The organism is Streptomyces sp. NPDC088923, assembly GCF_044749745.1.
Lineage (GTDB): Bacteria > Actinomycetota > Actinomycetes > Streptomycetales > Streptomycetaceae > Streptomyces.
Map to the genome: position 1 here is coordinate 103,410 of NZ_JBIVIO010000013.1, position 24,536 is coordinate 127,945.

Sequence of the window (24,536 nt, forward strand, 5' to 3'; positions counted from 1 at the left end):
CGTCGACCCTATCGGGAGGCGCCGCGCGGGTCCCGTGCGCGTGAGCCCCGCACCGGAGGGGGGCTCACGCGCACGCGCGGCGGGGCGGTCCGGGCGCCCGGACTGGGCTCAGGCGGCGCGGCGCGCGCGGACGGCCCGCGTGAGCACCCAGGCGAGGCCTGCGGCCGCGACGACGACGAGGGCCATCTCGGGGGCGATGCCGACACGGGTCGCGGGGGTCTCGGAGGTCCGCAGCGGGACGTCGTCGACGAGCGTCGCGGGGACGAACATGCCGGTGCGCTGGACGATCTTCCCGTCCGGGCGGATGACGGCGCTGACGCCGCTCGTGACCGGCACGGTGACGCTGCGGCTGTGCTCGACGGCGCGGACGCGGGACATGGCGAGCTGCTGGTAGGTCATCTCGCTGCGGTCGAACGTCGCGTTGTTGCTGGGGACGGAGATCAGCTCGGCGCCGTGGGTGACGGTGTCGCGCACGGTCCAGTCGAAAGCGGCCTCGTAGCAGGTGGCGATGCCGACGCGGGTGCCGTCGATGGTGAAGACGCCGGGGGTGGTGCCGCGGCTGAAGTCCTGGGCGACCATCGTCGTCCAGGAGTCGTTGATCTTGTGCAGCAGGGAGCGCATCGGCAGGTACTCGCCGAACGGCTGGATCTGCCGTTTGTCGTACGTGGCGGTGGGGCCCTTGCCCGGCAGCCACAGGACCTGCTCGTTGTAGAGCTTGCCGTCGTCCTTCTCGACGACGGCGCCGACCGAGATCGGGGCCTTGATCGCCCGGGCCGCGCTGTCGATCGCGGCGCTCGCGTCGGGGTTGCGGAAGGGATCGATGTCGGAGGAGTTCTCGGGCCACAGCACGAAGTCGGGGCGCTTGACCTCGCCCCGGTCCACGCGGCCCGCGAGCCGCTTGGTCTCCTTGACGTGGTAGTCGAGGACGGCGCGACGCTGGGCGTTGAACTCCAGGCCCGCCCGGGGCACGTTGCCCTGGACGACGGCGATCCGCGCCGTGCCGGCCTCCGCCTCGTCCGAGACGAGCGCACGCGAGGCGAGGGCGCCCGCGAGGGGCAGGAGGACCGCGACCCCGGCGGTGAGCGCGGCGGTACGGGGCAGGACGCCGCGCGCGCGACGCTCGTACAGTGCCCGCCCGGCCGTGTGGAGACCGAGGCCGCACAGGACGACGGCGAAGCCGAGCACGGGGGTGCCGCCGAGCGCGGCGAGCGGCAGGAAGACACCGTCGGCCTGACCGAAGGCGACCTTGCCCCAGGGGAAGCCGCCGAAGGGGACGCGGGCACGGGCGGCCTCGCCCGCCGTCCACAGCGCGGCCGCCCACAGCGGTGCGCCGGGCAGCCGCGAAACCGTGGCGATCGCCGCGCCGACGAGCGCGGTGAAGACGGCCTCGGCGGCGGCGAGGGCGAGCCAGGGACCCGGGCCGACCTCGACGCCGGTCCAGACGAGGAGCGGGAGGAAGTAGCCCAGGCCGAAGAGGTAGCCGAGGCCGAGTCCCGCCTTCCAGCTCCGGCCGTGCAGGACCCAGGCGAGCAGGGCGAAGGCGGGGAGCGCGAGCCACCACACCGTACGGGGCGGGAAGCTCAGGTACAGGAGCACACCGGCGAGCACGGCGCCGGCGGCGGGCACGAGGCGCAGCAATCGCCGCCCGCCCCGGGACGCGGGGGCGGGCGGCGAGGCTTCGTCCGGTGGGGAAAGGGTGACGGTCACGCTCCGGAGTTTACGGCCGGGGGGCTGGAGGTGGGTCTGTGGCGTGGGTCTCGGGTGGGACGGGCCGCGTCGCCGCCTCCCGCCCGGGTCACGCTCCGGCGGGTGTCTCGCCGGGGCCGCCGTGGGGTCCGTGGCCGCCGTGGGGTCCGTAGAGGTGCAGACGTCTGCGGATCTCGTGCACGGCGGACTCGGCGTCGTCGACGGTGAAGGTGAAGGTGCGGCCGTCGCCGAGGCGCAGGACGACGCCCTCGCCGCGGCGTACGACGACGGCGGTGCCGAGCTCCGGTCGCCAGCGGTAGCCGTAGCCGCCCCACTGGCGCGGGGTGACGGCGGGCGCGAAGTCGGCCTCGACGACGTGGGCGAGGGGGATGCTGCGGCGGGGTACACCGATGTGCCCGCACCGGATTTCCAGGGTCGCGTGGTCGACACGGACGGCGACGCTCACGAAGGCGAGGGTGCCGAAGAGGATGAGGAGCCCGGCGAGCAGGCAGCCGACGACCGACATGGCGAGCGCCGCGACGCCGGAGGTCCAGGTCGAGTTGACGGCGAGGGCGATGCCGAGGGCGACGCAGGCGACGCCGGCGAGGGCGAGTACCCATTGCACGCGGTTCGTCGCGGTACCCGTCCAGACCTCGGGGTGGGCACCGGCGTCCGCCGGGCCCGTGGGCGCGTCGTCATGGGGTGGATGCCTCATGGCGCCGAGGGTACTCAGAATCGGCGCGCCGGGAGGCTCCCGCGCACAGGTGTGTCCGGTGGAACCGGACACACCTCACGGGCTCAGCGGGCGGCGCCGACCCCGGCGAGGAGGCGGCCCTCGGCGTAGGCGAGGGCTTCCGGCGGCAGGGGTTCCTCGACGCCGCCGAGGAGGACTGTCAGCTCACCCGTTCGGGTGAGGTCCACGGGTCCGCCCGCGGCGCGGCGCAGGGCCTGCGCGGCGACGGCGGGGGCGGAACCGAGCAGCGTGGGCGCCGCGCCGCCGGGGCGGGTGAGCGCGGCGGCGATACGGGCCCCGACCAGCTCGTAGTGGGTGCAGCCGAGGACGACGACGCGGACCCCGGCGGGGGTGCGGGCGGCGGCGTCGGCGATCGCGGCCTCGGTCGCGGCCTCGTCGGCGTGCTGCACGGCGTCGGCGAGACCGGGGCAGGCCACCGCGGTGACATTGCCGCCGGGGGCGAATTCGGCGATGAGGCGGCGTTGGTAGTCGCTGCCGGTCGTGGCGGGCGTGGCCCAGATCGCGACGGGGGCCCCGAAGGCGGCGGCGGGCTTGATCGCGGGGACCGTGCCGATGACGGGGAAGGTGTCCTCGAAGCGGGCGCGGAGGGCGGGCAGCGCGTGCGTCGAGGCGGTGTTGCAGGCGATGACGAGCGCGTCGGGCTCAAGAGCGGCGGCGGCCTCGGCGGCACCGAGCGCGAGGCGGGTGATGTCCTCGGAGGCGCGCGGGCCCCACGGCATCGAGGCCGGGTCGCTGGAGAGCACGAGGTCCGCGTCGGGCCGCAGGCCGCGTACGGCGGCGGCGGCGGGGAGCAGGCCGATACCGGAATCGAGGAGCGCGATCTTCACCCGGCCACTTTATGTCATGGGGTGACGCTTCCCCACGGACTGCGGTGGCGAGGGTGCCGGTGAGGGGGCCGCCGCCACGGAGGGTCGGCGTGAGGGACTCCGAGGGCGGACGTCGGTGAAGGCCGGCGCTGGCCCCGCGGAGGCACCGCCGACTCCGCCTCCGACCCCGACTCCGCCTCCGCCTCCGCCTCCGCCTCCGCCTCCGCCTCCGCGAACGGCGTCGCAGGGCCGTCCCGGGCTCGCGAAGCCTTCGCGGGGCTCGCGGCGACGCCCCGGGGCCCGCGCTGACGACCCGCACGTTCGGTCCCGCATGTCCGGCCCCGTGGGTCTCCCCCGCTGGTGGCAGACTGCCGCGCGTGAGTGCCGTCATGTGGATCGCCGTCCTGTCCCTCGCGTCCTGGGTGTGGATGCTGCTCGCCCAGGGCTTCTTCTGGCGCACCGACGTCCGGCTGCCGAGGACCGGCGGGGAACCGGAGCGGTGGCCCTCGGTGGCGATCGTGGTGCCCGCGCGCGACGAGGCGGAGGTACTGCCGCTCAGCCTGCCCTCGCTGCTCGCGCAGGAGTACCCGGGGCGCGCGGAGGTCGTGCTCGTCGACGACGGCAGTACGGACGGGACGGGCGAGCTGGCGCGGGAGCTGGGGCGGCGCCCGGGAGCGCTGTCCTTGCGCGTCGTCTCGCCGGGCGAGCCGCCGCGCGGGTGGACGGGGAAGCTGTGGGCGATGCGGCACGGCATCGCGCTCGCCCGCGAGAGCGAACCCGAGTTCCTGCTCCTCACGGACGCGGACATCGCGCACGAGCCGGACAGCCTGCGCCGTCTCGTGGCCGCGGCGGACGGCGCGGGGCTCGACATGGTCTCGCAGATGGCGCGGCTGCGGGTCGCGAGCGGGTGGGAGCGGATGGTGGTCCCCGCCTTCGTCTACTTCTTCTCGCAGCTCTACCCGTTCCGCCGGGTCAACAGGGCCGCCTCGCGGACGGCCGCGGCGGCGGGCGGTTGTGTACTCCTGCGGACGCGGACAGCGGAGGCCGCGGGCATTCCCGACGCGATCCGGCAGTCCGTGATCGACGACGTCGCGCTGTCGCGCGCGGTCAAGCGCGCGGGGGGCCGCATCTGGCTGGGCCTCGCCGACCGCGTCGACAGCATCCGGCCCTACCCCGCGCTGCGCGACCTGTGGCGGATGGTCTCGCGCAGCGCGTACGCGCAGTTGCGGCACCACCCGCTGGTCCTGTTCGGCACCGTTCTCGGCCTCGCGCTCGTCTACCTCGTCCCGCCCTGCGCCCTGGTGGCCGGGCTGCTCACGGGCGGAGCGGCGACGGCGCTCGCGGGCGGGCTCGCGTGGCTCGTGATGACGGGCACGTACCTGCCGATGCTGCGCTACTACCGGCTGCCGTGGTGGCTCGCGCCGCTGCTGCCCGTGACGGCCTTCCTCTACCTGCTGATGACGGTGGACTCGGCGGTGCGGCACTACCGGGGTCGCGGCGCGGCGTGGAAGGGGAGGACGTACGCGGCGCCGGAGGCGATGGAGGCGGGCGAGGGCTGAACTCCCCTGCCGCGCGGGGGTGTCGGGACTTCCGCGCGGGGGCGTCGGGGCGTTGCCTGTACGTGTCCTGTGGACCGGTCGAGCGGCGTCCCGGGCGCGGTCTCACGGAGGGGTGCCCGCACTTCCCGGACCGGGACCCTGCGGGGGTCCACCGGACACCGGGCGAACCCCGGGTAACGCCATGGGAACATGCAATTCACGTTAATTTTCGGTGATCTGATGACCGTTTTGGTCGTCTTCGATCGCATTACGGGCGGGGACCCGACACGGACGCACAAAACAACCTTCTTATCGGTCTCCCCAACCAGCACATCGTGGGCTTAACTTATGTGCCATGACCTCCCCCCGCCCCACCTACGGCAGCGGCTACTATTCCGCGCCGTCCTTCCCGGACACTCCGATCTACGACTCGCTCGTAGCGGAGCGGGGCACACCGCAGATCGCGCCGATCCGGGTGCCGTCCCTGTACGAGCCGAGCGGGAGTTCCCTGCCCGCGCTCCCCCCGGCGCTGCCCGCCCTGCCGGCCGCGCCCGGCCCCGTGCCCCCGCCTCCCCCGGCGTACTACGGCCAGCCGCCGCAGCAGCCCATGGCGCCGCTGCCTCCCGCGCCGCAGCCGTACATCCCGCAGCAGCCCGCGCCGCAGCGCGGTGGCTACCCCGGGGTGCCGCAGCAGGGCGACTACCGGCCCGCTCCGCAGCCCGCGACGGGCTACGAGACGATGCGCCCCACAGCGCCGCGCCCGCAGCAGCCCGCCCCCGCCCCGTACCAGGACCCCTATCAGAGCGGCCCCTACCGGCCGTACTGAGCGCGGCGACAGCCGCCACCCGTCCGGGAACCGGGACGCCCGGCACCGCGCCCACGGGGCGTGCGGTGCCGGGCGTCGCGCGTTCGGGGCCGTGCGGCGGGAAGGCCGCACGTGAGCGGTGCGAAGACCGCACGTGAGCGGTGGGAAAATGGCGCTCATGCCCGCAGTCTCACTCGTCTCCGTCCACGTCCATCCGCTGAAGGCCGCCCGCGCCCTCGATGTCCCCGAGGCCGTCGTCGAGCCCTGGGGGCTCGCCGGGGACCGCCGCTGGATGCTCGTGAACGGCGAGGGGCACCAGCTGACCCAGCGTGAGGAACCGCGCCTCGCGCTGCTGGACGTGCGCGGGCGGGACGGCGGAGGGCTCGTACTGAGCGCTCCGGGTCACGCCCCCTGCCACGTGCCGGTCCCGGCCGGGGAGAGCGTCTTCGTGGAGCTGTTCCGCAACAAGGTCGAGGTCGTACCGGCCGCGGACGCCGCGTCCGCGTGGTGCGCCGCGTATCTCCGCCGTCCCGTACGGCTCGTGCACCTCGGCGCGCCCGCGAAGGCGCGCCCCGTGGACCCGGCGTACGCGCGGCCCGGCGACACCGTGAGTCTCGCCGACGGCTACCCGCTGCTGCTCACCAGCACGTCCTCGCTGGATGCCCTCAACTCCCTCATCGCCGTGGACGGGCTGAGCGCCGAGGGCCCCGTGCCGATGGACAGGTTCCGGCCCAATCTCGTCGTCTCGGGCGGCGCGCCGTGGGCCGAGGACGACTGGGGACGTGTGCGGATCGGCGAGGTCCTCTTCCGGGTGACGAAGCCGTGCGGGCGCTGCGTCGTGACGACCGTGGACCAGGCCACGGCGGTGCGCGGCAAGGAGCCGCTGCGGACCCTGGCGCGGCACCGCAGGCGGGAGGGGAGGGCGATGTTCGGCATGAACCTCGTCCCGGAGTCGGCCGGTTCGGTGCGCGTCGGTGACCGGCTGACGGTGGTCGGGGCGAGCGGCGCGGGGGCGGTCGCATAGCCTGCTGCCCGCCGGGAACGGGTACGGCGGGGCGTGGACCGCGGGCGCCGGGCGGCGCGGGCGGGGAAGGGGGTGGCGTGTCGTGCGAGCCATCGTGGGGCTGTGGACCTGGCGGCACAATCCGCTGCGGCGCGCGAGTGACCGGATCGAGGGCTGGGCGGGCCTGTCGACGCTCCTGCTGCTTCTCGTCCTCGTCCCGATCGCCGGGACGCAGGCGGCCTCGCACACGCGCGCCGCGCTTCTGCGGACCGTGGCGGAGCAGCGGCACGACCGGGCGCGGGTGAGCGCGACGGTGCTGGGCCCCGAGCGCGGCTCGCACTTCGACACCGACCCCGAGACCGGCCCGGGGCGGGTCGGCGAGGTCCGGGTCCGGGCCGTGTGGACGGGCCCGGACGGTGTGCGCCGCGCCGGTGTCGCGAACGCCCCGCTGACCGCGCCGCGCAAGGGCGACACCTTCCCCGTGTGGACGGACGCGCGGGGCCGTCTGATGCCGCGTCCGCTCGACGTGGCGAGCGCCGAGGCGCACGCCTTTCTCGCCGGCGTGGGCGCGGGCACCGCGGCCGTCCTGCTCCTGGAGGGCGGGCGGCGGCTCCTGATGTGGCGGCTGCGGCGGGCGAGGCTCGGGGCCTGGGAACGGGAGTGGCGGCGCACGGGCCCGGACTGGGGGCGCGCGGGCACAGGGAGCTGACGCGAGCACGCCGTACCGGGCCCGGGCACGTGCCGGTGGCCTGGGGCGGCACACGGTCAACTCCCGCTGTCCTCACACGCTACGGTGGACCGCGCGCCGGTCCGCAGGACACGCGTCATACTTCCCGCGTACGCACGAGGTGGGGGCACAGCAGCACATGGCACAGGGCACGGTCCAGGTGACGCACACCGGTACGTCGCGGTGGCGGCGCCGCACGGGCGAGTACGCCTCGCTCTCCGCCGCCCTGGAGGCCGCGGGGGACGGCGACGTCCTCAGCATCGGCCCGGGCACCTACCGGGAGAACCTCGTGGTGCGGCAGGCGGTGACGCTGCGCGCCGTGGACAACGCCGCGGGACCCGTCAGGATCGCGCCCACGGACGGCATCCCGCTCACCGTGCGCGGCGCCGCGCTCGTGCAGGGGCTGCACATCGAGGGGCAGGACTCGGCCGTGCCCGCCGTACTGGTCGAGGACAGCGCACCCGAGCTGGAGGGCCTGCGGATCATGACGCGCTCCGCCGTCGGCCTGGAGGTGCGCGGCGGGGCGCGGCCCACCGTCCGTGCCGTCACGGTCGACAACGCGGGGGGTCTCGGGATCGCCGTACTCGCCGGGGCGAGCGGCATCTTCGAGGACTGCGAGGTCGTCGCGGCAGGCCAGTCGGGGCTCGTGGTACGGGACGGGGCGCACCCGCGCCTGGAGCGCTGCCGGGTGCACCACGCCTCGGGGGCCGGTTTCGCCGTGACGGGCGAGGGCAGCGGCCTGGAGGCGATCGGCTGCGAGGTCTACGAGATCAAGGGCTCGGCGCTCCAGCTGAGCCAGCGCGGCACGGCGTACCTGACGGACTGCGCGCTGCACCGTACGACGGCGAACGGCGTCACGCTCGACACGGACGCGGTGCTCACGCTCGCCGACTGCCGGCTGCACGACATCCCGGAGAACGCGGTGGACCTGCGCTCGCGCTCGGTCCTGACGCTGACCCGTTCCTCCGTCAGCCGCTTCGGCCGCAACGGGCTCTCGGTGTGGGACCCGGGCACGCGCGTGGACGCCAATCAGTGCGAGATCCACGACTCGACCGGCGACTACCCGGCGGTCTGGGTGAGTGACGGGGCGACGGCGGTGCTCGACTCCTGCCGGGTGCACGACGTGCCGGACGCGCTCTTCGTCCTCGACCGGGGCTCGCGCGTCGACGTCGTGGACAGCGATCTCACGCAGGTGCGCAACACGGCGGTCTCGGTGAGCGACGGAGCGATCGCCCAGCTCGACGACTGCCGGATCACGAAGGCGTCGACGGGTGCGTGGTTCCGCGACCACGGCAGCGGCGGCACGCTGAGCGGGTGCGCGGTCGCGGACGTGCAGACCGGCGTCATCGTCACCAAGGGCGCCGATCCCGCCGTGGAGCGGTGCACGGTGACGGGCGCCGCCGAGTCCGGGTTCTACGTGTCGGCCGACGGGCGCGGCACGTTCACCTCGTGCAAGGTGAGCGACAGCGCGGGGTACGGCTTCCACCTCATCGGCGGCGACCGCACGACGCTGCGCCGCTGCCGTACCGAGCGGTGCGCGCGCGGCGGTTACGAGATCGCGGAGGGCAACGGGGGCAGCCCGGTCGTCGAGGACTGCGCGAGCGACGAGAGCGCGGCGACCCCGGCCGCGCCCGCCGCGGCGGCGCCCGTGCTGCCGCCGGTGGGCGGAGAGACGCTCGTACGCGAGACGGCCCCGGTCGGGCTGCTCGGCGCCGTCCCCGCACCCCGGCAGGGGGCGACGGCCCCGGAGGGCACGGTCGGGGACGAGCGGCCCGCGCGTACGCCCGAGGACGTGCTCGCGGCGCTCGACGCGCTCGTGGGGCTCGACAGCGTCAAGCGCGAGGTGCGGGCGATGACGGACATGATCGAGGTGGGCAGACGGCGCCAGGCCGCCGGACTCAAGGCGGCCTCTGCCCGCCGCCACCTCGTCTTCACCGGCTCGCCCGGTACCGGAAAGACGACGGTGGCGCGCCTGTACGCGGAGATCCTCGTGGCGCTCGGGGTCCTGCAGAAGGGGCACTTGGTCGAGGTCTCGCGCGTGGACCTGGTCGGTGAGCACATCGGCTCGACGGCGATCCGGACGCAGGAGGCGTTCGGGCGGGCGAAGGGCGGGGTGCTCTTCATCGACGAGGCGTACGCGCTCTCGCCGGAGGACTCGGGGCGCGACTTCGGGCGCGAGGCGATCGACACGCTGGTCAAGCTCATGGAGGACCAGCGCGACGAGGTCGTCGTCATCGTCGCCGGGTACACGGCGGAGATGGAACGCTTCCTCGCGGTCAACCCGGGTGTCGCCTCCCGCTTCTCACGGACGATCACCTTCGGCGACTACGGCCCGGAGGAGCTGCTGCGCATCGTGGAGCAGCAGGCGGAGGAGCACGAGTACGAGCTGGCGGACGGCACGGGCGAAGCGCTCCTGAAGTACTTCACGGCGATCCCGAAGGACGCCGGTTTCGGCAACGGCCGCACGGCCCGCCAGACCTTCGAGGCGATGGTCGAGCGCCACGCGGGACGGGTGGCGCAGTTGGAGAGCCCGGACAAGGGGGACCTGACGTTGCTGTATCCGGAGGATCTGCCGGAGCTCCGGTGAGGCGGTGGGGGTGAGCGGGCGGTGGCACGCCGGTCCGCCTGTTTTCGGGCACTCCCGCCCTCCCCTGGGGGCGTTTTCGATATCCGTTCTTCCGCACCCCGGATCACTGCCCGCGCCAATTCCTGCAATCTGTGGATGATTTCGCCGCACCCAGAAATCCTCTCACTCGTCCGGGTGGCGACCGTCTCCACGCCTGCGCGCGCTTGACGGATCTGCGCTACGGTCACGGACAGTCAGCGCCTGCTCCCGGACTCGGCCTGGATCTGGACTGACCGCGGGGGCAGGATCGCAGGCATGGGAAGCACGCGTTTTTCGGAGTTGTTCGCACGAGGACGGGACGCACTCCTGTCCGGGGACGCTCCCTGTCAGGAGCCGCCCTTGGAGGGCGGCGGACGGTGGGGGATCACCGCGGTCCTGCGACCGGCCCCCTCCGTCGCGCGACGCATGGAACGCGTGACGGAGGAGGTCATGGCGGTGGCGGGAGAAGCGCATTGGCCGACGGGCGCGGCGAACTCCTCGCATTTCACCGTCCGTACCTTGGAGAACTACCGGTCGTTCGTGCCCGACGACGACGAGCGGGTCATGCGATACCGGACGGCGCTTCGGCAGGCGTCCGCCCGGACAGGCAGCATCCGGCTGGAGCTGACAGGGCTGACTCTCACTCCTGCGAGCGTCATGCTGTGCGCCTCTCCGTCAGGTCCCGCCATCGAGCGGTTCGCCGCATGCCTGGCGGAGGAGTTGGGGGACGACGGCTGGTTCGAAGCGGGGTTCACGCGCGACATCTGGTACGCGAACCTGGTCCACCTGACCGGGTTGCCCACGGACCCCCGGGCTCTTGTCGAGTGGGTCGCCGCCCGCCGGGACCTGGACCTCGGCTCCAGTGTGCACACCTCCGTGGACCTGGTCGCCTGGACGTTCGGCAACAGGCACATGGTGCCCACGACTCTCGGGAGAGCGGAACTGAACGGCTCCATGGCTGAGGAAAGTTCACGGCCGTAGGGGCTCAGCGGGCGATGCCCCGGAGCACGGCGACGCGCACGACGGCGTCGCACCCGTGACGGGCACGGCGGGCCGGGAAGAGGCCGGGTCGCTCTCCTGGTAGCGGCCCGGTAGCTGGGTGACCGGAGGCTTCCGGCGTACGGGGCGGCCGACCGCTCAGCTCGCGGGCACGTCCCCGGTGGGCTCCGCCTCCTCCGGTGTCGTGCTCGTGCGGGTCGGCTGGCGTGGGACGGGGCCCGTGGGGCGGAGGCGGTGGAGGAGGGCGGTGCGGGCCTTGGCGAAGGCGGGGTCGGCGGGGTAGTCGCCGTGGCCGTGGATGGGGGGTGGGAGGGGTTCGTCAGGGGTGCGGCCGTAGGCGAGGGGGTCGCGCAAGGGGGCGTGGTCCACACCGGGGATACGGACGGGTCCGCCGATGGGGTCGGTGGCGCGGTAGAGGTTGGTCCAGTGGGCGACGTCGGTGTGCAGACCGGCGAGGGCCGTGGGACCGAAGTGGGCGGGGAACCAGCGGCCGTAGAGGCGTTCGAGCGGGGAGCCGTAGGTGAGCAGGGCGATCCTGCCGCGTGCCCGGGGCGGCAGTTGCCAGGCAGCGGCGGCGGCGAGCACGCTGCCTTGGGAGTGGCCGGAGAGGACGAGGCGTCCGCCGGTGCGGGAGGTCCACGTCGCCATGCGCCACGTGAGGTCGGGGACGGCGCGCTCGGCGTAGCAGGGCGGCGCGAAGGGGTGGGCGGCGCGCGGCCAGAACGTGCCGACGTCCCACAGGATGCCGATCGTGCGGCGAGCGTGCGGATCGCGGTAGGCGCGGCGGCCGAAGGCGAGGAAGAGCAGCGCGGCGAGTCCGGTGAGCCAGGAGCCGAGCGCCTGGCAGGTCTGCGCGACGCCGTGCACGGCGTCGGGCAGCCCCGCCGTCGCCTCGCCCGGCACCTCGCCGCTCGTCCAGGCCCCGAGGAGGGCGACGGCCCCGAGCAGGAGGGTCCCCGCCGCGCCGAGACCGAGCAGGGCGGGGGCACGGTCGGTGAGCGCGGCGGCGGCACGGGTGAGGGCGATCGCGCGGGTACGAGCCTCGTCGTGCCGGACGCCGGGGTAGTCGGCGTCCACCCGCGCGGCCCCCGCCCGGGCGCGGCGCCACGTGGCGATGCCGAGCCTGGCGGCGAGGAGGGCCAGGAGGAGGAGCATCGGCGGGAGTACGGCGGCCTGCCAGGAGAGCAGGACGGGCGGTCCGGGCAGGGGGCTCGCGCCCTCCCCCGGGGTCGCGGGGCCGTCGAGCCAGTCCGCGACGCGCTGGGCGAGGCCGCCGGTGAGGACTCCGCCGAGGGCACAGGCGAGGAGGGCGGTCGCGGGGCCGCCGTAACCGCTCAGCGCGGTACGCCGGTCGGGGGCGCTGCGGTGGAGGAGAGCGGCGACGACGGCCAGGCCGAGGACGAGGAGCCCTTGGGTGAGGGTGAGGACGCGGAAGAGGGCATCGCCCGGGAGGGTTCCGGTGGAGCGGTCGGCGGGGCGGTCGGCGAGGGCGTAGCCGAGGGTGGCGAGGAGGAGGGCGAGGGCGGCGAGCGGGAGGGCGCGGACGGTGAGACGGTCGAAGGCGGGGTCGAGGCGCCGCTCGCTGCGGCCGCGTCGGCAGACGGCGGCGACGACGAAGACGCCGAGGACGGCGTACAGGCCGCACAGGAGGCGCCCGGCGAGGGCGGGGCCGCCGTGCGCGGCGTCCTGCGCGGTGACGGCCGTGCCGACCCCGGCGGCGGCGGTGAGGAGGCCCGCGGCGGTGTGCGCGGCGCGCAGCCTGGCGACGATGCGGCGGCCGTACCAGAAGCCGGGGCGGGCCAGGCCGGGCGTTTCGCGCGGGACCTTCGCCGCGGGGGCGGTGGCCGCGTCGTGCGCGGAGTCGCCCGCGTCGTGCGCGTCGCCCGCGTCGTGCGCGGTGTCGGTGCCGTTCGTCGCGGGGAGCGGCCTCTGGTTCTCGTACGCGCTCCAGGTCTTGTGCGCCAGGAACCACAGGAGCAGGACGAGTGCGGTGGGGACGAGCGCGGCGAGGGAGAGGCGGCGGCCGGGCTGGGTCCACCAGTCGCCCGGTGAGGCGTGCGGGGAGAGGAAGCCGAGCCAGGCGCGGCCCTCGGCGCAGGCGGCGGTGCCCGCGCACTGCCAGGCGGTCAGGTCGAGGGCGACCTCGCAGGCGGCGGCGACCAGGAGGACGGTGAGGCTGAGGCCGATGAGGCGGACGAGTGCCCCGTAGAGGCTGACGAGACGCGGGCGGCGCAGGGCACGCGGGCGCATCCAGTGGGCGAGGTTGACGACCATGAAGGGAAGGAGGAGGAGCCACAGGGCGCGGCTCGCGTCGCCGGAGGTGAGGTTGCACCAGACGTACGCCTCCTGGACCGGGGCGTCGCCGCCCGAACCGGGCTCCTTCGCCGCCTCCTGGCGCGAGGAGGCGCCTTCCTCACGCGGTGGCGTCTCCTGCTCGCGTGAGGGCGCGACCTGCTCGCGCGGCGGCGCGTCCTTCGCACGCCGGTAGAGGGCTGCCGTGTCGTCGCCCGCGACGCGGACCGTGTGCGGATCGTCGAGCATCTCGGCGGGGGTGGTGCCCCCGACTCCGTGGACCAGCAGTTCGAGGGCGGGCTGCTCCCCCGGGGCGGACTGCACGCGCGGTTCTCCCTGTGAACGGACGGGCGGGCGGGGCGGGTTCTCGTACGGGGCGGGTGGGGCGCTCGGCGTACCGTACCGCCCGAGGCTGTCATGTCCCGTACGAGCATGACGGGGCGAGGACGCGCCCGGAAGAGGTGACGCGCAGCATCCCCCGGTCGAGTGACCCCGCGGCGGAAACCAGGACGCCGGGGCGGCTTCGCCGACGTGGGAGGATGACGGGGGCGCGACGGCGGGAGCGGGACGCGCCGGAGCACGGCGGGGGCGTCCCCACGCTCCGTCGCGCGGTGCGGAACGGAGCAGGGGACCACAGCAGCGGAAGGACCGGGCGGACGTGAGCGAAAACCTGAACCTCCTCGCCGAGCAGCGCCGGGCCGTCATCCTCGACGAGGTGCGGCGGCGCGGCGGCGTGCGGGTCAACGAGTTGACGAAGCGGCTCGGTGTCTCGGACATGACGGTGCGCAGGGATCTCGACGCGCTCGCCCGGCAGGGGGCGGTGGAGAAGGTGCACGGCGGCGCGGTGCCGCCGGCCGAGGCGAGCAGCCACGAGCCGGGCTTCGAGGCGAAGTCGGGCCGGGAGCAGGACGCCAAGGAGAGCATCGCGCGCGTCGCCGCCGAACTCGTCGCACCCGGCACGGCGATCGCCCTCTCGGGCGGCACGACGACGTACGCGCTCGCCCAGCGGCTCGTGGAGGTGCCGGAGCTGACGGTGGTGACGAACTCGGTACGGGTCGCGGACGTCTTCCACCGGGCGCACGACGGGCGCCAGGGCCGGGCGACGGTCGTGCTGACCGGTGGCGTGCGCACGCCCTCGGACTCACTCGTGGGCCCGGTGGCCGACGCTGCGATCGCGTCCCTCCACTTCGATCTGCTCTTCCTCGGGGTGCATGGGATATCGGCGCGGGCGGGGCTGTCGACGCCGAACCTCGCGGAGGCCGAGACGAACCGGCGGCTCGTCGCGGCGGCGCGTCGTGTGATCGTCGTCGCGGACCACACCAAGTGGGGGACGGTGGGCCTGAGTTCCTTCGCGCCGCTGAGCGTGGTGGACACGGTGGTGACGGACGAGGGGCTGTCGGGGGAAGCGCGCGAGGAGCTGGCGGAGCGCGTGGAGTCGGTACTGCTGGCGGAGACGCCGCCGGTGGCCTGAGGCCCGTACGAAGAGGCCCGCCGCGCGCCCGTGCGCGCGGGGCCGCCCGTGGGAACGAGGCCGCTCAGCTCGCCGGGCCCCCCGGCCACGTGCCGCTCGCGAGGAAGGTCTCCAAAGTCGCGGTGTACGGGGTGATGTCGAGGCCCTGCGCGGCGAGCCACTCGTCCGCGTAGTACTTGTCGAGGTAGCGCTCGCCCGGGTCGCACAGGAGGGTGACGACGCTGCCGCGTTCGCCCCGCGCGAGCATCTCGGCGACGATGCGCAGGGCGCTCCACAGCCCGGTCCCCGTGGAGCCGCCCGCCTTGCGGCCGAGGACGCGTTCGAGGAGGCGTACGGCGGCGATGCTCGCGGCGTCGGGGACCTTCATCATGCGGTCGACGGCGCCGGGCACGAAGCTCGGTTCCATGCGGGGGCGGCCGATGCCCTCGATGCGCGAGGCGCGCTCGCTCACCGCTTCGGGGTCGTGGCGGGTCCAGCCCTCGTAGAAGCAGGAGAAGTCGGGGTCGGCGACGCAGACGCGGGTGTCGTAGCGCATGTAGTGCACGTAGCGGCCGAGGGTCGCCGAGGTGCCGCCGGTGCCCGCCGTGGCGACGATCCAGGCCGGTTCGGGGTAGCGCTCCTCGCGGAGCTGCTGGTAGATCGACTCGGCGATGTTGTTGTTGCCGCGCCAGTCCGTCGCACGTTCCGCGTACGTGAACTGGTCCATGTAGTGGCCGCCGGTCTCCGCCGCGAGGCGGGCGGACTCCGCGTAGACCGTCCGGGGATCGTCGACGAAGTGACATCGGCCGCCCTGGAACTCGATGAGCCGGCACTTCTCGCGGCTCGTCGAGCGGGGCATGACGGCGATGAAAGGGACCCCGATGAGGCGGGCGAAGTACGCCTCCGAGACGGCGGTGGAGCCGCTGGACGCCTCGACGACGGGTGCCCCCGGCCTGATCCAGCCGTTGCACAGCGCGTAAAGGAAGAGCGAACGGGCGAGGCGGTGCTTGAGGCTGCCGGTGGGGTGCGTGGACTCGTCCTTGAGGTAGAGGTGCACGTCCCAGTGGGCGGGGAGCGGGAAGCGGAGGAGGTGGGTGTCGGCGCTGCGGTTGGCGTCGGCCTGCACCTGCCGGACGGCCTCCTTGAGCCAGGCCCGGTAGGCGGGGTCGCTCCGGTCGGCATCGAGGGTGTGTGCCGGGGCGTCGGGTGTGTGCGCCGGGGGGCCGGGGCGGTTCTGCTCGGGGCTGGGCACGACGCCGCTCCTGTGGAATGGGCGCGGGAGGCCGCGCGCGGGCTGGTGGAGCCTGATCCTAGACCTCCTCGCACCACTTCTCACCTGCATAAACACCTCTTTGAGCGACCGAAGCCCCAGCTTGGGGGCACATCCCCTGCGGGTGGGGGCACGACGGGCTCACGGGTGTGCCGGCGGTGCGCGCGGGGGCTCGCCGGGGAGCCTGCCGATGCGCCCGCGCGCGCTCCCGGCGGGGGTGCCGGGCCCTGGTGCGGGGCCCCCGGGCCGTGCAGACTGCACCACGGACGCGCGCCCCGCGCCACAGCCGACGGGGGTCGCCGCGCGTTCCGCGGGGAGGCGTGTGGTGGTGCGGTCCGTGGCGACGAGTTGCGGGGGCGGTTGCCCCGGGTCACCCTGGACTCACCTCACTCTGGGTCAACCGGCGATGACGCTGTGAACCAGCCGCCGTACCGGTCCCCCTGTACGCCGGCGGGAGTGCGAACCGCCGGCCGCGAGCATCGTCTTCTTCCGGACTCACCTCGGGGAGTGACAGCCGTGATCAGCCAGCCCAGCAGGCATTGCGCGGTGGAGCTTCAGGCCCTGCCGTCGCGGATCGGTCAGGTCCGCAGAATCGTGTCCGCCCAGTTGCGTTACTGGCATCTCGACGCCTTGATCGATGAGGCGACCCTCGGGGTGACCGAACTGCTCACCAACGTGCACCGGCACGCGGAATCGGACAAGACCTGTTCCGTGGAGATCGAGTTCCTGCTCGGGGTGCTCACGGTCTCGGTGCGCGATCGCGACCCGAGGTCTCCCGAGCTTCGCCGCGCGCCGGACACGGAGACGTGCGGACGCGGCCTCGCGCTCGTCGCGGCGGTGAGCGAGAGCTGGGGCGTCCGCCCCGACGAGCGCGGCAAGGTCGTGTGGTTCACGCTCGCCGCCGAGGAAACCGCGCCGGTCCCGGCGGTGGCGCCGCGCCGCGCGTACGGAGCGGGCGCGGAGCCGTTCGCCGAGGTGGGGGTGGGGGAACGTACGGGACGGCGGGGGGCCCGGACGGTGGGGGTGGGGTGAGGGCCGCGACGTCGGGCGGCGCGCCGGGGCCGGTGGTAAGGGCCCCGGCGCGCCGTTGTCGGCGGCTCAGCCGGTCAGCGCGGAGAGCGGGTCGTCGAGGACTGGTTGCCATGCCAGTTCGGCGGCGCCGACGAGGCTGCCGCGACCGAGGGCGGTGGCGAGGACGGGGACGCTGCCGCTGCGGCCCCACAGGCTGCGGTCGGCGACCACCGCGTGGAGGCGGTCGGGGGCGGCGGTCAGGAGCGTGCGGTGGAGGCCCCCGAGGAGGATGCGGTCGGGGTTGAGGATGTTGACCAGCCCCGCGAGGCCGAGGCCGAGCCGGTCGGTGAGCATCTCGACGGCGGCGCGGACGGCGGGTTCCTCGCCGTGCGCGGTGATCAGGTCCTGGGCCTCACGCAGCTGGGAGTCGCCCGGTGTCCGCCCGAGGGCGAGAAGGAAGGCGCGCGGGTCGGTCTCGACGTCCAGGCAGCCCCGGCTCCCGCAGTAGCAGGGGTGGCCCCCGGGACGTACGACGAGGTGCCCGACCTCCAGGGCGAGGCCCGAACTGCCCGTGTGCGGGCGTCCGTCGACGACGAGGGCGCCCCCGACGCCGCGGTGCCCGGTCGCGACGACGAGCAGGTGGCGGGCGCCGCGCCCGGCGCCGTGGCGGTGCTCGGCGAAAGCCATCAGGTTGATGTCGTTGCCCGCGAAGGCGGGGACGTCGAGGCCCGCGGCGCGGACCTGCGCGGCGAAGATGTCGCGTACGGGGGCACCGGCGGGCCAGGCGACGTGCAGCGGGTTGAGGGCGGTGCCCTCGGGTTCGGCGACGGCGGAGGGGACGGCGAGGCCCGCGCCCACGCAGCGTCTGCCGGTCTCGCGCAGCAGGGCGAGGCCCGCGGCGACGACGGAGCCTAGTACGTCCGCCGGATCGGCGCCGACCATCTCGCAGCCGGGCGAGGTCGCGACGAGCCGGCCGCCCAGGCCGACGAGGGCGGCGCGGTACCCGTCCGCGTGGACCTGCGCGGCGAGGACGACGGGGCCCTCGGGGTCGAGCGCGAGCCGGTGCGAGGGGCGGCCGTGCGAACCGGCCGGGGCCGCGGGGCGCGCGTCGACCCTGATCAGCCCGAGCGACTCCAGCTCGGCGGCCACGGCACCCGCGGTGGCACGCGTGACACCGAGCGCGGAGGTGAGGACGGCTCGGGTGGGGGCGCGCCCGGTGTGGACGAGTTCGAGCGCGGGCCCGAGCGCGCCGCGCCCGCGCTCCAGCCGGGTGCGCTCGCCCCGGCTCCGCTCCCCCGGGGCCCGCTCGCCCCCGGTACGTCCCACGGCGGCGCCGTCCACCCGCGCGCCATCCGGGGTACGGGCCGCTGCCTCCTCGCCGTTCATGTCGGCGAGTCTGTCATGCCCCGTCACCCGCGCGTCCTGCCCCACCTGCGCCCGGTCGCCGCGCCCTCAGCCGGGCAGGCCCGTCACGCGCAGCGTGATGTTGAGCCGTCCCCGGGCCAGGCCGTCGCCCGGATCTCCCGTACCGGGGCGCACCTTGGGGACGCCGTGGTACGCGAAGCGGGACGGGCCGCCGAAGACGAGGAGATCCCCGGATTCCAGCTCGACGTCCCGCCACGGCCTGCCCCGCGTCTCGGTGTTGCCGAGGCGGAAGACGCAGCTGTCACCGATGCTGAGCGAGACGACGGGCGCGCCGACGCGCTCCTCCTTGTCCTGGTGCATTCCCATCGTGGCGCCGGGTCCGTAGTGGTTGACGAGGGCGACGTCCGGCGCGTACCCTGCGGCGGCCTCCTCGTCGTCGTACGCGGCGGCGACCGCTCGGCGGCCGAGGTCGACGAGCCAGGCGGGCAGCGGCAGGACGGGGGCGCCGTTGACGTCGTCGGCGGTGCGGCTGTAGCGGTACGGGAGCCAGTGGCGGCCGAGGCAGAGGCTGTCCACCGACATGACACCGCCGCGGGGCAGCCGCGCCCTGCGCATCGGCACGGGCCCACGCGCCCAGTCCCGGCATGCCTCGACAAGCGCGCGGCGCCGCTCGGGCGGCAGCCAGTCCGGGACGTGGACGGCGCCCGGGGCGAGCGTGGTGCGCGAGCGCGGCAGGAGGGTGGCCATGCGTTCCATGCTCGCACCCGGCTACGACAGGGAGCACGGTCGGCAACCCGGCGCGGGGTGGAGGGGCGCGAGCCGTGAACGCGGCGCCCGGGCGCGGGGCCGCCCAGGCTCGTACTCCGGCGCGCACCCCGCGATGCGCCTCCTCCACCCCCTTGTGAGCCGTCCGCACCCCCCGTACGCTGATTTTGTGTCGCTCCTGAACAAAGTAGGCCGCTCGCGCTCCGCCCGCCCGCGCACCGTCATCGCCGACGGCTCCCCCGGCTCCCTCCTGCGGCTGCGCGCCGCGATCACCGTCTTCTTCGCGCTCGACGGTTTCGTCTTCGCGGGCTGGGTGGTGCGCATCCCGGCCATCAAGGAGCAGACGCACGCGTCGGCGAGCGCGCTCGGTCTCGCCCTGCTCGGGGTCTCGGCCGGCGCGATCGTGACGATGGCGCTCGTGGGGCGCGCGTGCCGGCACTTCGGAAACCACCCCGTCACGGCCGCGTGCGCGGTGCTCGTCTCCCTCGCGATCGCACTGCCGCCGCACATGCACACGGCCTGGTCGCTCGGCGCGGTGCTGTTGCTCTTCGGGATCGGGTACGGCGGCATCAACGTCGCGATGAACAGCGCGGCCGTGGACCTCGTGAACGCCCTCGGTCGCCCCGTCATGCCGAGCTTCCACGCGGCGTTCAGCCTCGGCGGGATGCTCGGCGCGGGTCTCGGCGGCCTCGTCGCCTCGCACCTGTCCCCCTCCTGGCACCTCGCGATGCTCGCGGTGATCGGCCTCCTCGTGACGGCCGCGACCACCCCGGCACTGCTGCGGCACCGCGCCCCCGGCACTCCGGCCCCGTCCCGACTCGTCAAACTCGCCGCGGGCGCCGGGCCCGCGGAGCCGTCCGGCGGCGGCACCGCCGCGAAGTCCCCGGCGCACGGCAGGATCACGGGGGTCGTCGTCATCCTCGGCGTGGTCGCGCTCTGCTCCTCGTACGGGGAGGGGGCGATGGCCGACTGGGGGGCGCTCCACCTCGACCAGGACCTCGACGCGAGTGCGGGCACGGCCTCCGCCGGGTACTCGCTCTTCGCGCTCGCCATGATGATCGGGCGGCTCTCGGGGACGACGCTCCTCGAACGGCTCGGCCCGACCCTCACCGTCGTCGGCGGCGCTTTCGTCTCCGCGGCGGGGATGCTGATCTCCGCGCTCGCGCCGACGCTGTGGCTCGCGCTCGTCGGTTTCACCGTCATGGGCCTCGGGGTCGCGAACATCTTCCCCGCCACGATCGGCCGCGCGGGCACCCTCGCGGGCCCCCAGGGCGTGGCCACCGCTTCGACGCTCGGCTACGGCGGCCTTCTCCTCGGCCCCCCGGTCATCGGTTTCATGGCCGACTGGTTGTCGCTGCGGACCGCCTTGCTCAGCGTCTCGGTCCTGGCAGCGCTGGCGGGCGTCATCGCGTGGACGACGCGACGAGCGGGCGAGGCGCGTACGCCGCAGGTCGCGGAGACGGCGTGAGGCACCCGTCCCGCCGGTGAGAACGGCGGGACGGGTGCCGGTGCGGGGGACGATCCCCCCCCCCCCCCCCGCACGCGGTCCTGCCGGTCCTCGAACAGGCGCCCCGGCCCGTCTCGTCCTCGTACGAAGCACGAAGCACGAAGCGCGAAGCACAAGGCACGCAGTCGAGCCGGGGCGCCCAGCGCGCGTCAGCCCCGCGCTTCCGCCCCCGTCCCGTCCGGGGTCTCCTCAGGTGCCGCGTCGGCGGCCGGGCCCGGCTCGCGGCCCGAGGCGGAGGCGCCGCGCTTCCTCGGCTGCGGGTCGAGGCGCTGGAGGGCGCGGTTGGCGAGCGGGTGGTTGCGGACGAGTTCGGCGAGCGTGAGGGAGCCGCGCGTGATGCGGGCGAAGGCGCTCCACGCGGGCCGCACGGTGGTGAGAGCCGTGTGGAAGAGGCCGGGGCGGCGCTCGAAGATGCCGAGCAGGCGGCGGCCGACCTCCATCTCGACGCCGAGCCCGGCCTTGATCGCGAAGGCGTAGTTTAGGGCCTGACGGCGGGCGTCGACCGCGTCGTGCGCCTCGGAGACCCGTACCGCCCACTCGCCCGCGAGACGGCCCGAGCGCAGCGCGAAGGAGATGCCCTCGCGGGTCCACGGCTCCAGGAGCCCCGCCGCGTCGCCGGCGACGAGGACCCGCCCGCGCGAGAGCGGCGAGTCCTCGGTGCGGCAGCGCGTCAGATGGCCGCTGGAGACCTTCGGTTCGAAGCCGGCGAGGCCGAGGCGGCCCACGAAGTCCTCCAGGTACCGCTTGGTCGCCGCGCCCTCGCCGCGCGCGGAGATGACGCCGACCGTGAGGGTGTCCCCCTTGGGGAAGACCCAGCCGTAGCTCCCGGGCAGTGGGCCCCAGTCGATGTGCACGCGGCCCTTCCAGTCGGCGGCGACGGTCTCGGGCACGGGGATTTCCAGTTCGAGACCCAGATCCACCTGGTCGAGCTTGACGCCGACGTGCGCTCCTATCCGGCCCGCGCTGCCGTCCGCGCCGACGACGGCCCGCGCGAGCAGCGTCTCGCCGCCCTGGAGGACGAGCGCGACCGTGCGCCGGTCGGGCACCGCCGGGCCGTGCTGCTCGACGCGCTGCACGACGGCGCCGGTGCGCAGCTCGGCGCCCGCCTCCTGCGCGGCCTCGACGAGCCCGAGGTCGAACTCGGGCCTGTTGACGAGGCCGAAGAGCATGTGCCGTGCCTTGCGGGTGCGCTGGTACTTGCCGTCGAGGCTGAAGGTGACCGCGTGCACCCGGTCCTGGAGCGGCAGGTCGAAGCCCGGCGGCAGGCTGTCCCTGGAGGGCCCGATGATGCCGCCGCCACACGTCTTGTACCTCGGCAGCGCGGCCTTTTCGAGGAGCAGGACGCGCCGCCCCGTGACGGCCGCCGCGTAGGCCGCCGAGGCTCCGGCGGGACCCGCGCCGACCACCACCACGTCCCACACCCGTGAGGTGGCCGCCGAGTCCTGAGCTGTGTTGTCGCTGCTCACGATGTGGTTCCGCTCCCCATCCCGCTGTTGACTGCTGTGCGTGACCCCGGTTTCCCGGGCATCCTACGGCCGGGCGGCTGGTGGTCCGGCTGTGGGAGTATCGAGAGATCGTTCGCCGTGCACACACCCGCGCGCGAGCCGTCGGGATGTCCGTGAAGTCCCTCGCGTGACTGTACGGAGAACCCCGTGTACCCGCTACAACGTCGCAGTCCCCTGGAGGGTGCCCATGTCGCCGAATCCGTCCGCCGAATCCGCCGCGGCGAACCCGCTCGCGGAGTCCGTCGCCTCGTTGATACCGCACGCCCGGGAGGAACTGGCGGAGCTGGTCGCCTTCCGTTCCGTGGCCGATTTCGAGCTGTTCCCGCGCGCGGAGTCCGAGGGCGCGGCGCGCTGGGTCGCGCAGGCGCTGCGCGCGGAGGGCTTCGAGGACGTCGCGCTCCTCGACACGCCGGACGGTACCCAGTCGGTCTACGGCAGGCTCGCGGGCCCCGAGGGCGCGCCGACGGTGCTGCTCTACGCGCACTACGACGTCCAGCCGCCGCTCGACGAGGAGGCGTGGCGGACGCCGCCGTTCGAGCTGACGGAGCGCGAGGGGCGCTGGTACGGGCGCGGCGCGGCCGACTGCAAGGGCGGTGTCCTCATGCACCTCCTCGCCCTGCGCGCCCTCAAGGCGAACGGCGGGGTGCCCGTCACGGTGAAGTTCATCGCCGAGGGCTCCGAGGAGCAGGGCACGGGCGGCCTGGAGCGATACGCGGAAGAGCATCCCGAGCTGCTGCGGGCCGACACGATCGTCATCGGCGACTCGGGCAACTTCCGGGTGGGCCTGCCGACCGTGACGACCACGCTGCGCGGCATGACGATGGTGCGGGTCTCGGTCGACACGCTGGCGGGGAACCTGCACTCGGGCCAGTTCGGCGGGGCGGCGCCCGACGCGCTCGCGGCGCTCGTGCGCGTCCTCGACTCGCTGCGGGCCGAGGACGGCTCGACGGCCGTCGACGGGCTCGCCGCGGACGCGGAGTGGGACGGGCTCCAGTACGCCGAGGAGGACTTCCGCGCGGACGCGAAGGTCCTCGAAGGTGTGGAGCTGATCGGTTCGGGGACGGTCTCCGACCGGATCTGGGCGCGGCCCGCCGTGACGGTGCTCGGGATCGACTGCCCGCCGGTCTCCGGTGCCACGCCGTCCGTGCAGGCGGCGGCGCGTGCGCTCGTCAGTCTGCGGGTGGCGCCGGGGCAAGACGCCGTGAAGGCGACGGAGCTGCTGACGGCGCACATCGAGCGGCACACGCCGTGGGGCGCGCGGGTGACGGTGGAACAGGTCGGCCAGGGCCAGCCGTTCCGCGCGGACACGACGAGCCCGGCGTACGGGGCGATGGCGCGCGCGATGGCCGTCGCCTACCCGGGCGAGGAGATGCAGTACGCGGGGCAGGGCGGCTCGATCCCGCTGTGCAACACGCTGGCGGGGCTGTACCCGGAGGCGGAGATCCTGCTCATCGGGCTGAGCGAGCCCGAAGCGCAGATCCACGCGCCGAACGAGAGCGTGTCGCCGCGGGAGCTGGAGCGGCTGGCGGTCGCTGAGGCGGTCTTCCTGACGGAGTACGCGACGGGCGGGCGCTGAGCGGTAAGAGGGGGGCGGCGCCGCGCGCGTGTACGCGGGCGGCGCCGCCCGGCCGGGCCGGACTCCCGGTGCGCGTCCCGCGCTCAGCCCTGAGCGTAGCGGCGTGTGAAGCCGGTCCGGGTGGCGCACGCTCGGGGCATGGAGACCTTGACGATACGGCCCGGCTTGCACGTCTTCCGCTTCCCGGTGGGACAGGCGTACCTGTGGCACGAGAGGGGCGCGGACGGGGCGGACGGCGCGCTGACCCTGGTGGACGCGGGCCCGGTCGGCGCGGGCGCGGAGATCGCGGAGGGCATACGGGGCCTGGGGCTCGACCCCGCACGTCTTGAGCGCGTCGTGCTGACCCACGCCCACGAGGACCACTGCGGCGGAGCGGCGGAACTGGCCCGCGCGTACGGGGCCGAGGTGGTCGCGCACCGGTGGGAGGCCCCGTACATACGGCAGCAGACGCCCCTGCCGCCACCGGTGCTGATCGAGGAGGAGTTGCCCATCTGGGAGGCGACACGCGGTCTGCCGCCCGCGCCGCCGACCCGGGTGGACCGGCTGGTGGAGGACGGCGACCCGCTTCCCTTCGGCGGCGGCGCGCGGATCGTGCACGCGCCGGGTCACACCCCGGGCAGCATCGCGGTCCACCTGCCCCTGCACGGCGTCCTGTTCACGGGCGACACCGTGGCGGTGACGGACCGGGTCCGCCTCGGTGTCTTCCACGTCGACCGCGAGGCCGCCCGCGCCTCTTTGCGCCGCCTGTCCGTCCTGGGCCCGGCGGTGCTGTGCCCGGGCCACGGCGAGACGGTGACGGAGGACGCGGCGGCGGCGCTGGTGCACGCGGCGGAGCGGGACGGGGGGTTGTAGGGGGCGGACGCCGGGCGGCG

The 24,536-nt window shown here is 74.7% G+C and carries 19 protein-coding genes; 11 read left to right on the top strand and 8 right to left on the bottom strand.

The features are described from left to right. Nucleotides 1–108 precede the first annotated feature (108 nt). The 3 genes from lnt to ACIP4O_RS30270 form a co-directional block, all read right to left on the bottom strand. Nucleotides 109–1,707, bottom strand: a complete 1,599-nt coding sequence (gene lnt, locus ACIP4O_RS30260) for an apolipoprotein N-acyltransferase (RefSeq protein ID WP_401579360.1) — start codon at nt 1,705–1,707, stop codon at nt 109–111. Between the two features lie 88 nt (nt 1,708–1,795). Then, nucleotides 1,796–2,401 (bottom strand): hypothetical protein, encoded by a 606-nt coding sequence (locus ACIP4O_RS30265; RefSeq protein WP_361333166.1) that lies wholly within the window; start codon nt 2,399–2,401, stop codon nt 1,796–1,798. A gap of 83 nt (nt 2,402–2,484) precedes the next feature. Next, on the bottom strand, nt 2,485–3,267 hold the full coding sequence (locus ACIP4O_RS30270; protein WP_401579362.1) for a glutamate racemase: 783 nt from the start codon (nt 3,265–3,267) through the stop codon (nt 2,485–2,487). A gap of 368 nt (nt 3,268–3,635) precedes the next feature. On the opposite strand from ACIP4O_RS30270, the gene ACIP4O_RS30275 reads away from it, so the two are divergent. The 6 genes from ACIP4O_RS30275 (at nt 3,636) to ACIP4O_RS30300 (ending at nt 10,905) form a co-directional block, all read left to right on the top strand. After that, nucleotides 3,636–4,805, top strand: coding sequence for a glycosyltransferase (locus ACIP4O_RS30275; RefSeq protein ID WP_401579407.1), 1,170 nt, complete (start codon nt 3,636–3,638; stop codon nt 4,803–4,805). A 334-nt stretch (nt 4,806–5,139) separates the two neighbouring features. Continuing rightward, nucleotides 5,140–5,610 (top strand): DUF6643 family protein, encoded by a 471-nt coding sequence (locus ACIP4O_RS30280; protein ID WP_401579364.1) that lies wholly within the window; start codon nt 5,140–5,142, stop codon nt 5,608–5,610. 157 nt (nt 5,611–5,767) lie between these two features. Continuing rightward, nucleotides 5,768–6,613: an MOSC domain-containing protein gene (locus tag ACIP4O_RS30285; RefSeq protein ID WP_401579365.1), complete on the top strand. Its 846-nt coding sequence runs from the start codon at nt 5,768–5,770 to the stop codon at nt 6,611–6,613. Nucleotides 6,614–6,695: 82 nt separating this feature from the next. Continuing rightward, entirely contained in the window at nt 6,696–7,301 is a 606-nt protein-coding gene (locus ACIP4O_RS30290) for a hypothetical protein (protein WP_401579366.1), read from the top strand. A 157-nt stretch (nt 7,302–7,458) separates the two neighbouring features. Beyond that, nucleotides 7,459–9,906 carry a right-handed parallel beta-helix repeat-containing protein gene (locus ACIP4O_RS30295; RefSeq protein ID WP_401579368.1) on the top strand — a complete coding sequence of 816 codons (2,448 nt, stop codon included), beginning with the start codon at nt 7,459–7,461 and terminating at the stop codon, nt 9,904–9,906. 444 nt (nt 9,907–10,350) lie between these two features. After that, entirely contained in the window at nt 10,351–10,905 is a 555-nt protein-coding gene (locus ACIP4O_RS30300; RefSeq protein ID WP_401579370.1) for a hypothetical protein, read from the top strand. A gap of 156 nt (nt 10,906–11,061) precedes the next feature. On the opposite strand, the gene ACIP4O_RS30305 is transcribed toward ACIP4O_RS30300, so the two are convergent. Next, entirely contained in the window at nt 11,062–13,539 is a 2,478-nt protein-coding gene (locus ACIP4O_RS30305) for a hypothetical protein (protein ID WP_401579372.1), read from the bottom strand. A 334-nt stretch (nt 13,540–13,873) separates the two neighbouring features. Here ACIP4O_RS30305 and ACIP4O_RS30310 point away from each other — a divergent pair, with 334 nt between their 5' ends. Beyond that, nucleotides 13,874–14,686 carry a DeoR/GlpR family DNA-binding transcription regulator gene (locus tag ACIP4O_RS30310; RefSeq protein ID WP_401579373.1) on the top strand — a complete coding sequence of 271 codons (813 nt, stop codon included), beginning with the start codon at nt 13,874–13,876 and terminating at the stop codon, nt 14,684–14,686. Between the two features lie 64 nt (nt 14,687–14,750). Here ACIP4O_RS30310 and ACIP4O_RS30315 read toward each other — a convergent pair whose 3' ends face one another. Next, nucleotides 14,751–15,917, bottom strand: a complete 1,167-nt coding sequence (locus ACIP4O_RS30315) for a PLP-dependent cysteine synthase family protein (protein ID WP_361333191.1) — start codon at nt 15,915–15,917, stop codon at nt 14,751–14,753. Between the two features lie 534 nt (nt 15,918–16,451). Between ACIP4O_RS30315 and ACIP4O_RS30320 the strand changes: the two genes are divergently transcribed. Beyond that, nucleotides 16,452–16,967 (top strand): ATP-binding protein, encoded by a 516-nt coding sequence (locus ACIP4O_RS30320; protein WP_401579375.1) that lies wholly within the window; start codon nt 16,452–16,454, stop codon nt 16,965–16,967. 66 nt (nt 16,968–17,033) lie between these two features. Here ACIP4O_RS30320 and ACIP4O_RS30325 read toward each other — a convergent pair whose 3' ends face one another. Both ACIP4O_RS30325 and ACIP4O_RS30330 read right to left on the bottom strand, forming a co-directional pair. Then, nucleotides 17,034–18,332 carry an ROK family protein gene (locus tag ACIP4O_RS30325; protein WP_401579378.1) on the bottom strand — a complete coding sequence of 433 codons (1,299 nt, stop codon included), beginning with the start codon at nt 18,330–18,332 and terminating at the stop codon, nt 17,034–17,036. A 66-nt stretch (nt 18,333–18,398) separates the two neighbouring features. Further along, nucleotides 18,399–19,058 carry an alpha-ketoglutarate-dependent dioxygenase AlkB family protein gene (locus ACIP4O_RS30330; protein WP_401579380.1) on the bottom strand — a complete coding sequence of 220 codons (660 nt, stop codon included), beginning with the start codon at nt 19,056–19,058 and terminating at the stop codon, nt 18,399–18,401. A 196-nt stretch (nt 19,059–19,254) separates the two neighbouring features. On the opposite strand from ACIP4O_RS30330, the gene ACIP4O_RS30335 reads away from it, so the two are divergent. Next, nucleotides 19,255–20,544 carry an MFS transporter gene (locus tag ACIP4O_RS30335; RefSeq protein WP_401579408.1) on the top strand — a complete coding sequence of 430 codons (1,290 nt, stop codon included), beginning with the start codon at nt 19,255–19,257 and terminating at the stop codon, nt 20,542–20,544. Between the two features lie 188 nt (nt 20,545–20,732). Here ACIP4O_RS30335 and ACIP4O_RS30340 read toward each other — a convergent pair whose 3' ends face one another. Then, a complete protein-coding gene (locus tag ACIP4O_RS30340) occupies nt 20,733–22,049 on the bottom strand; it encodes a geranylgeranyl reductase family protein (RefSeq protein WP_401579382.1) in 1,317 nt (438 codons plus the stop codon). 226 nt (nt 22,050–22,275) lie between these two features. Here ACIP4O_RS30340 and ACIP4O_RS30345 point away from each other — a divergent pair, with 226 nt between their 5' ends. Together ACIP4O_RS30345 and ACIP4O_RS30350 are read left to right on the top strand one after the other, a co-directional pair. Beyond that, entirely contained in the window at nt 22,276–23,664 is a 1,389-nt protein-coding gene (locus tag ACIP4O_RS30345) for a dipeptidase (RefSeq protein WP_361333205.1), read from the top strand. Nucleotides 23,665–23,802: 138 nt separating this feature from the next. Next, complete coding sequence (locus tag ACIP4O_RS30350; RefSeq protein ID WP_401579384.1) at nt 23,803–24,516, top strand: MBL fold metallo-hydrolase; 714 nt, start codon at nt 23,803–23,805, stop codon at nt 24,514–24,516. Nucleotides 24,517–24,536 lie beyond the last annotated feature (20 nt).

Bases quoted from the DNA above. Each gene is read 5' to 3' on its own strand.
- ACIP4O_RS30330 (WP_401579380.1), bottom strand. From the start codon at position 19,058: ATGGCCACCCTCCTGCCGCGCTCGCGCACCACGCTCGCCCCGGGCGCC.
- ACIP4O_RS30325 (WP_401579378.1), bottom strand. From the start codon at position 18,332: ATGAACGGCGAGGAGGCAGCGGCCCGTACCCCGGATGGCGCGCGGGTG.
- ACIP4O_RS30280 (WP_401579364.1), top strand. From the start codon at position 5,140: ATGACCTCCCCCCGCCCCACCTACGGCAGCGGCTACTATTCCGCGCCG.
- ACIP4O_RS30285 (WP_401579365.1), top strand. From the start codon at position 5,768: ATGCCCGCAGTCTCACTCGTCTCCGTCCACGTCCATCCGCTGAAGGCC.
- ACIP4O_RS30300 (WP_401579370.1), top strand. From the start codon at position 10,351: ATGGAACGCGTGACGGAGGAGGTCATGGCGGTGGCGGGAGAAGCGCAT.
- ACIP4O_RS30295 (WP_401579368.1), top strand. From the start codon at position 7,459: ATGGCACAGGGCACGGTCCAGGTGACGCACACCGGTACGTCGCGGTGG.
- ACIP4O_RS30275 (WP_401579407.1), top strand. From the start codon at position 3,636: ATGTGGATCGCCGTCCTGTCCCTCGCGTCCTGGGTGTGGATGCTGCTC.
- ACIP4O_RS30265 (WP_361333166.1), bottom strand. From the start codon at position 2,401: ATGAGGCATCCACCCCATGACGACGCGCCCACGGGCCCGGCGGACGCC.
- ACIP4O_RS30350 (WP_401579384.1), top strand. From the start codon at position 23,803: ATGGAGACCTTGACGATACGGCCCGGCTTGCACGTCTTCCGCTTCCCG.
- ACIP4O_RS30345 (WP_361333205.1), top strand. From the start codon at position 22,276: ATGTCGCCGAATCCGTCCGCCGAATCCGCCGCGGCGAACCCGCTCGCG.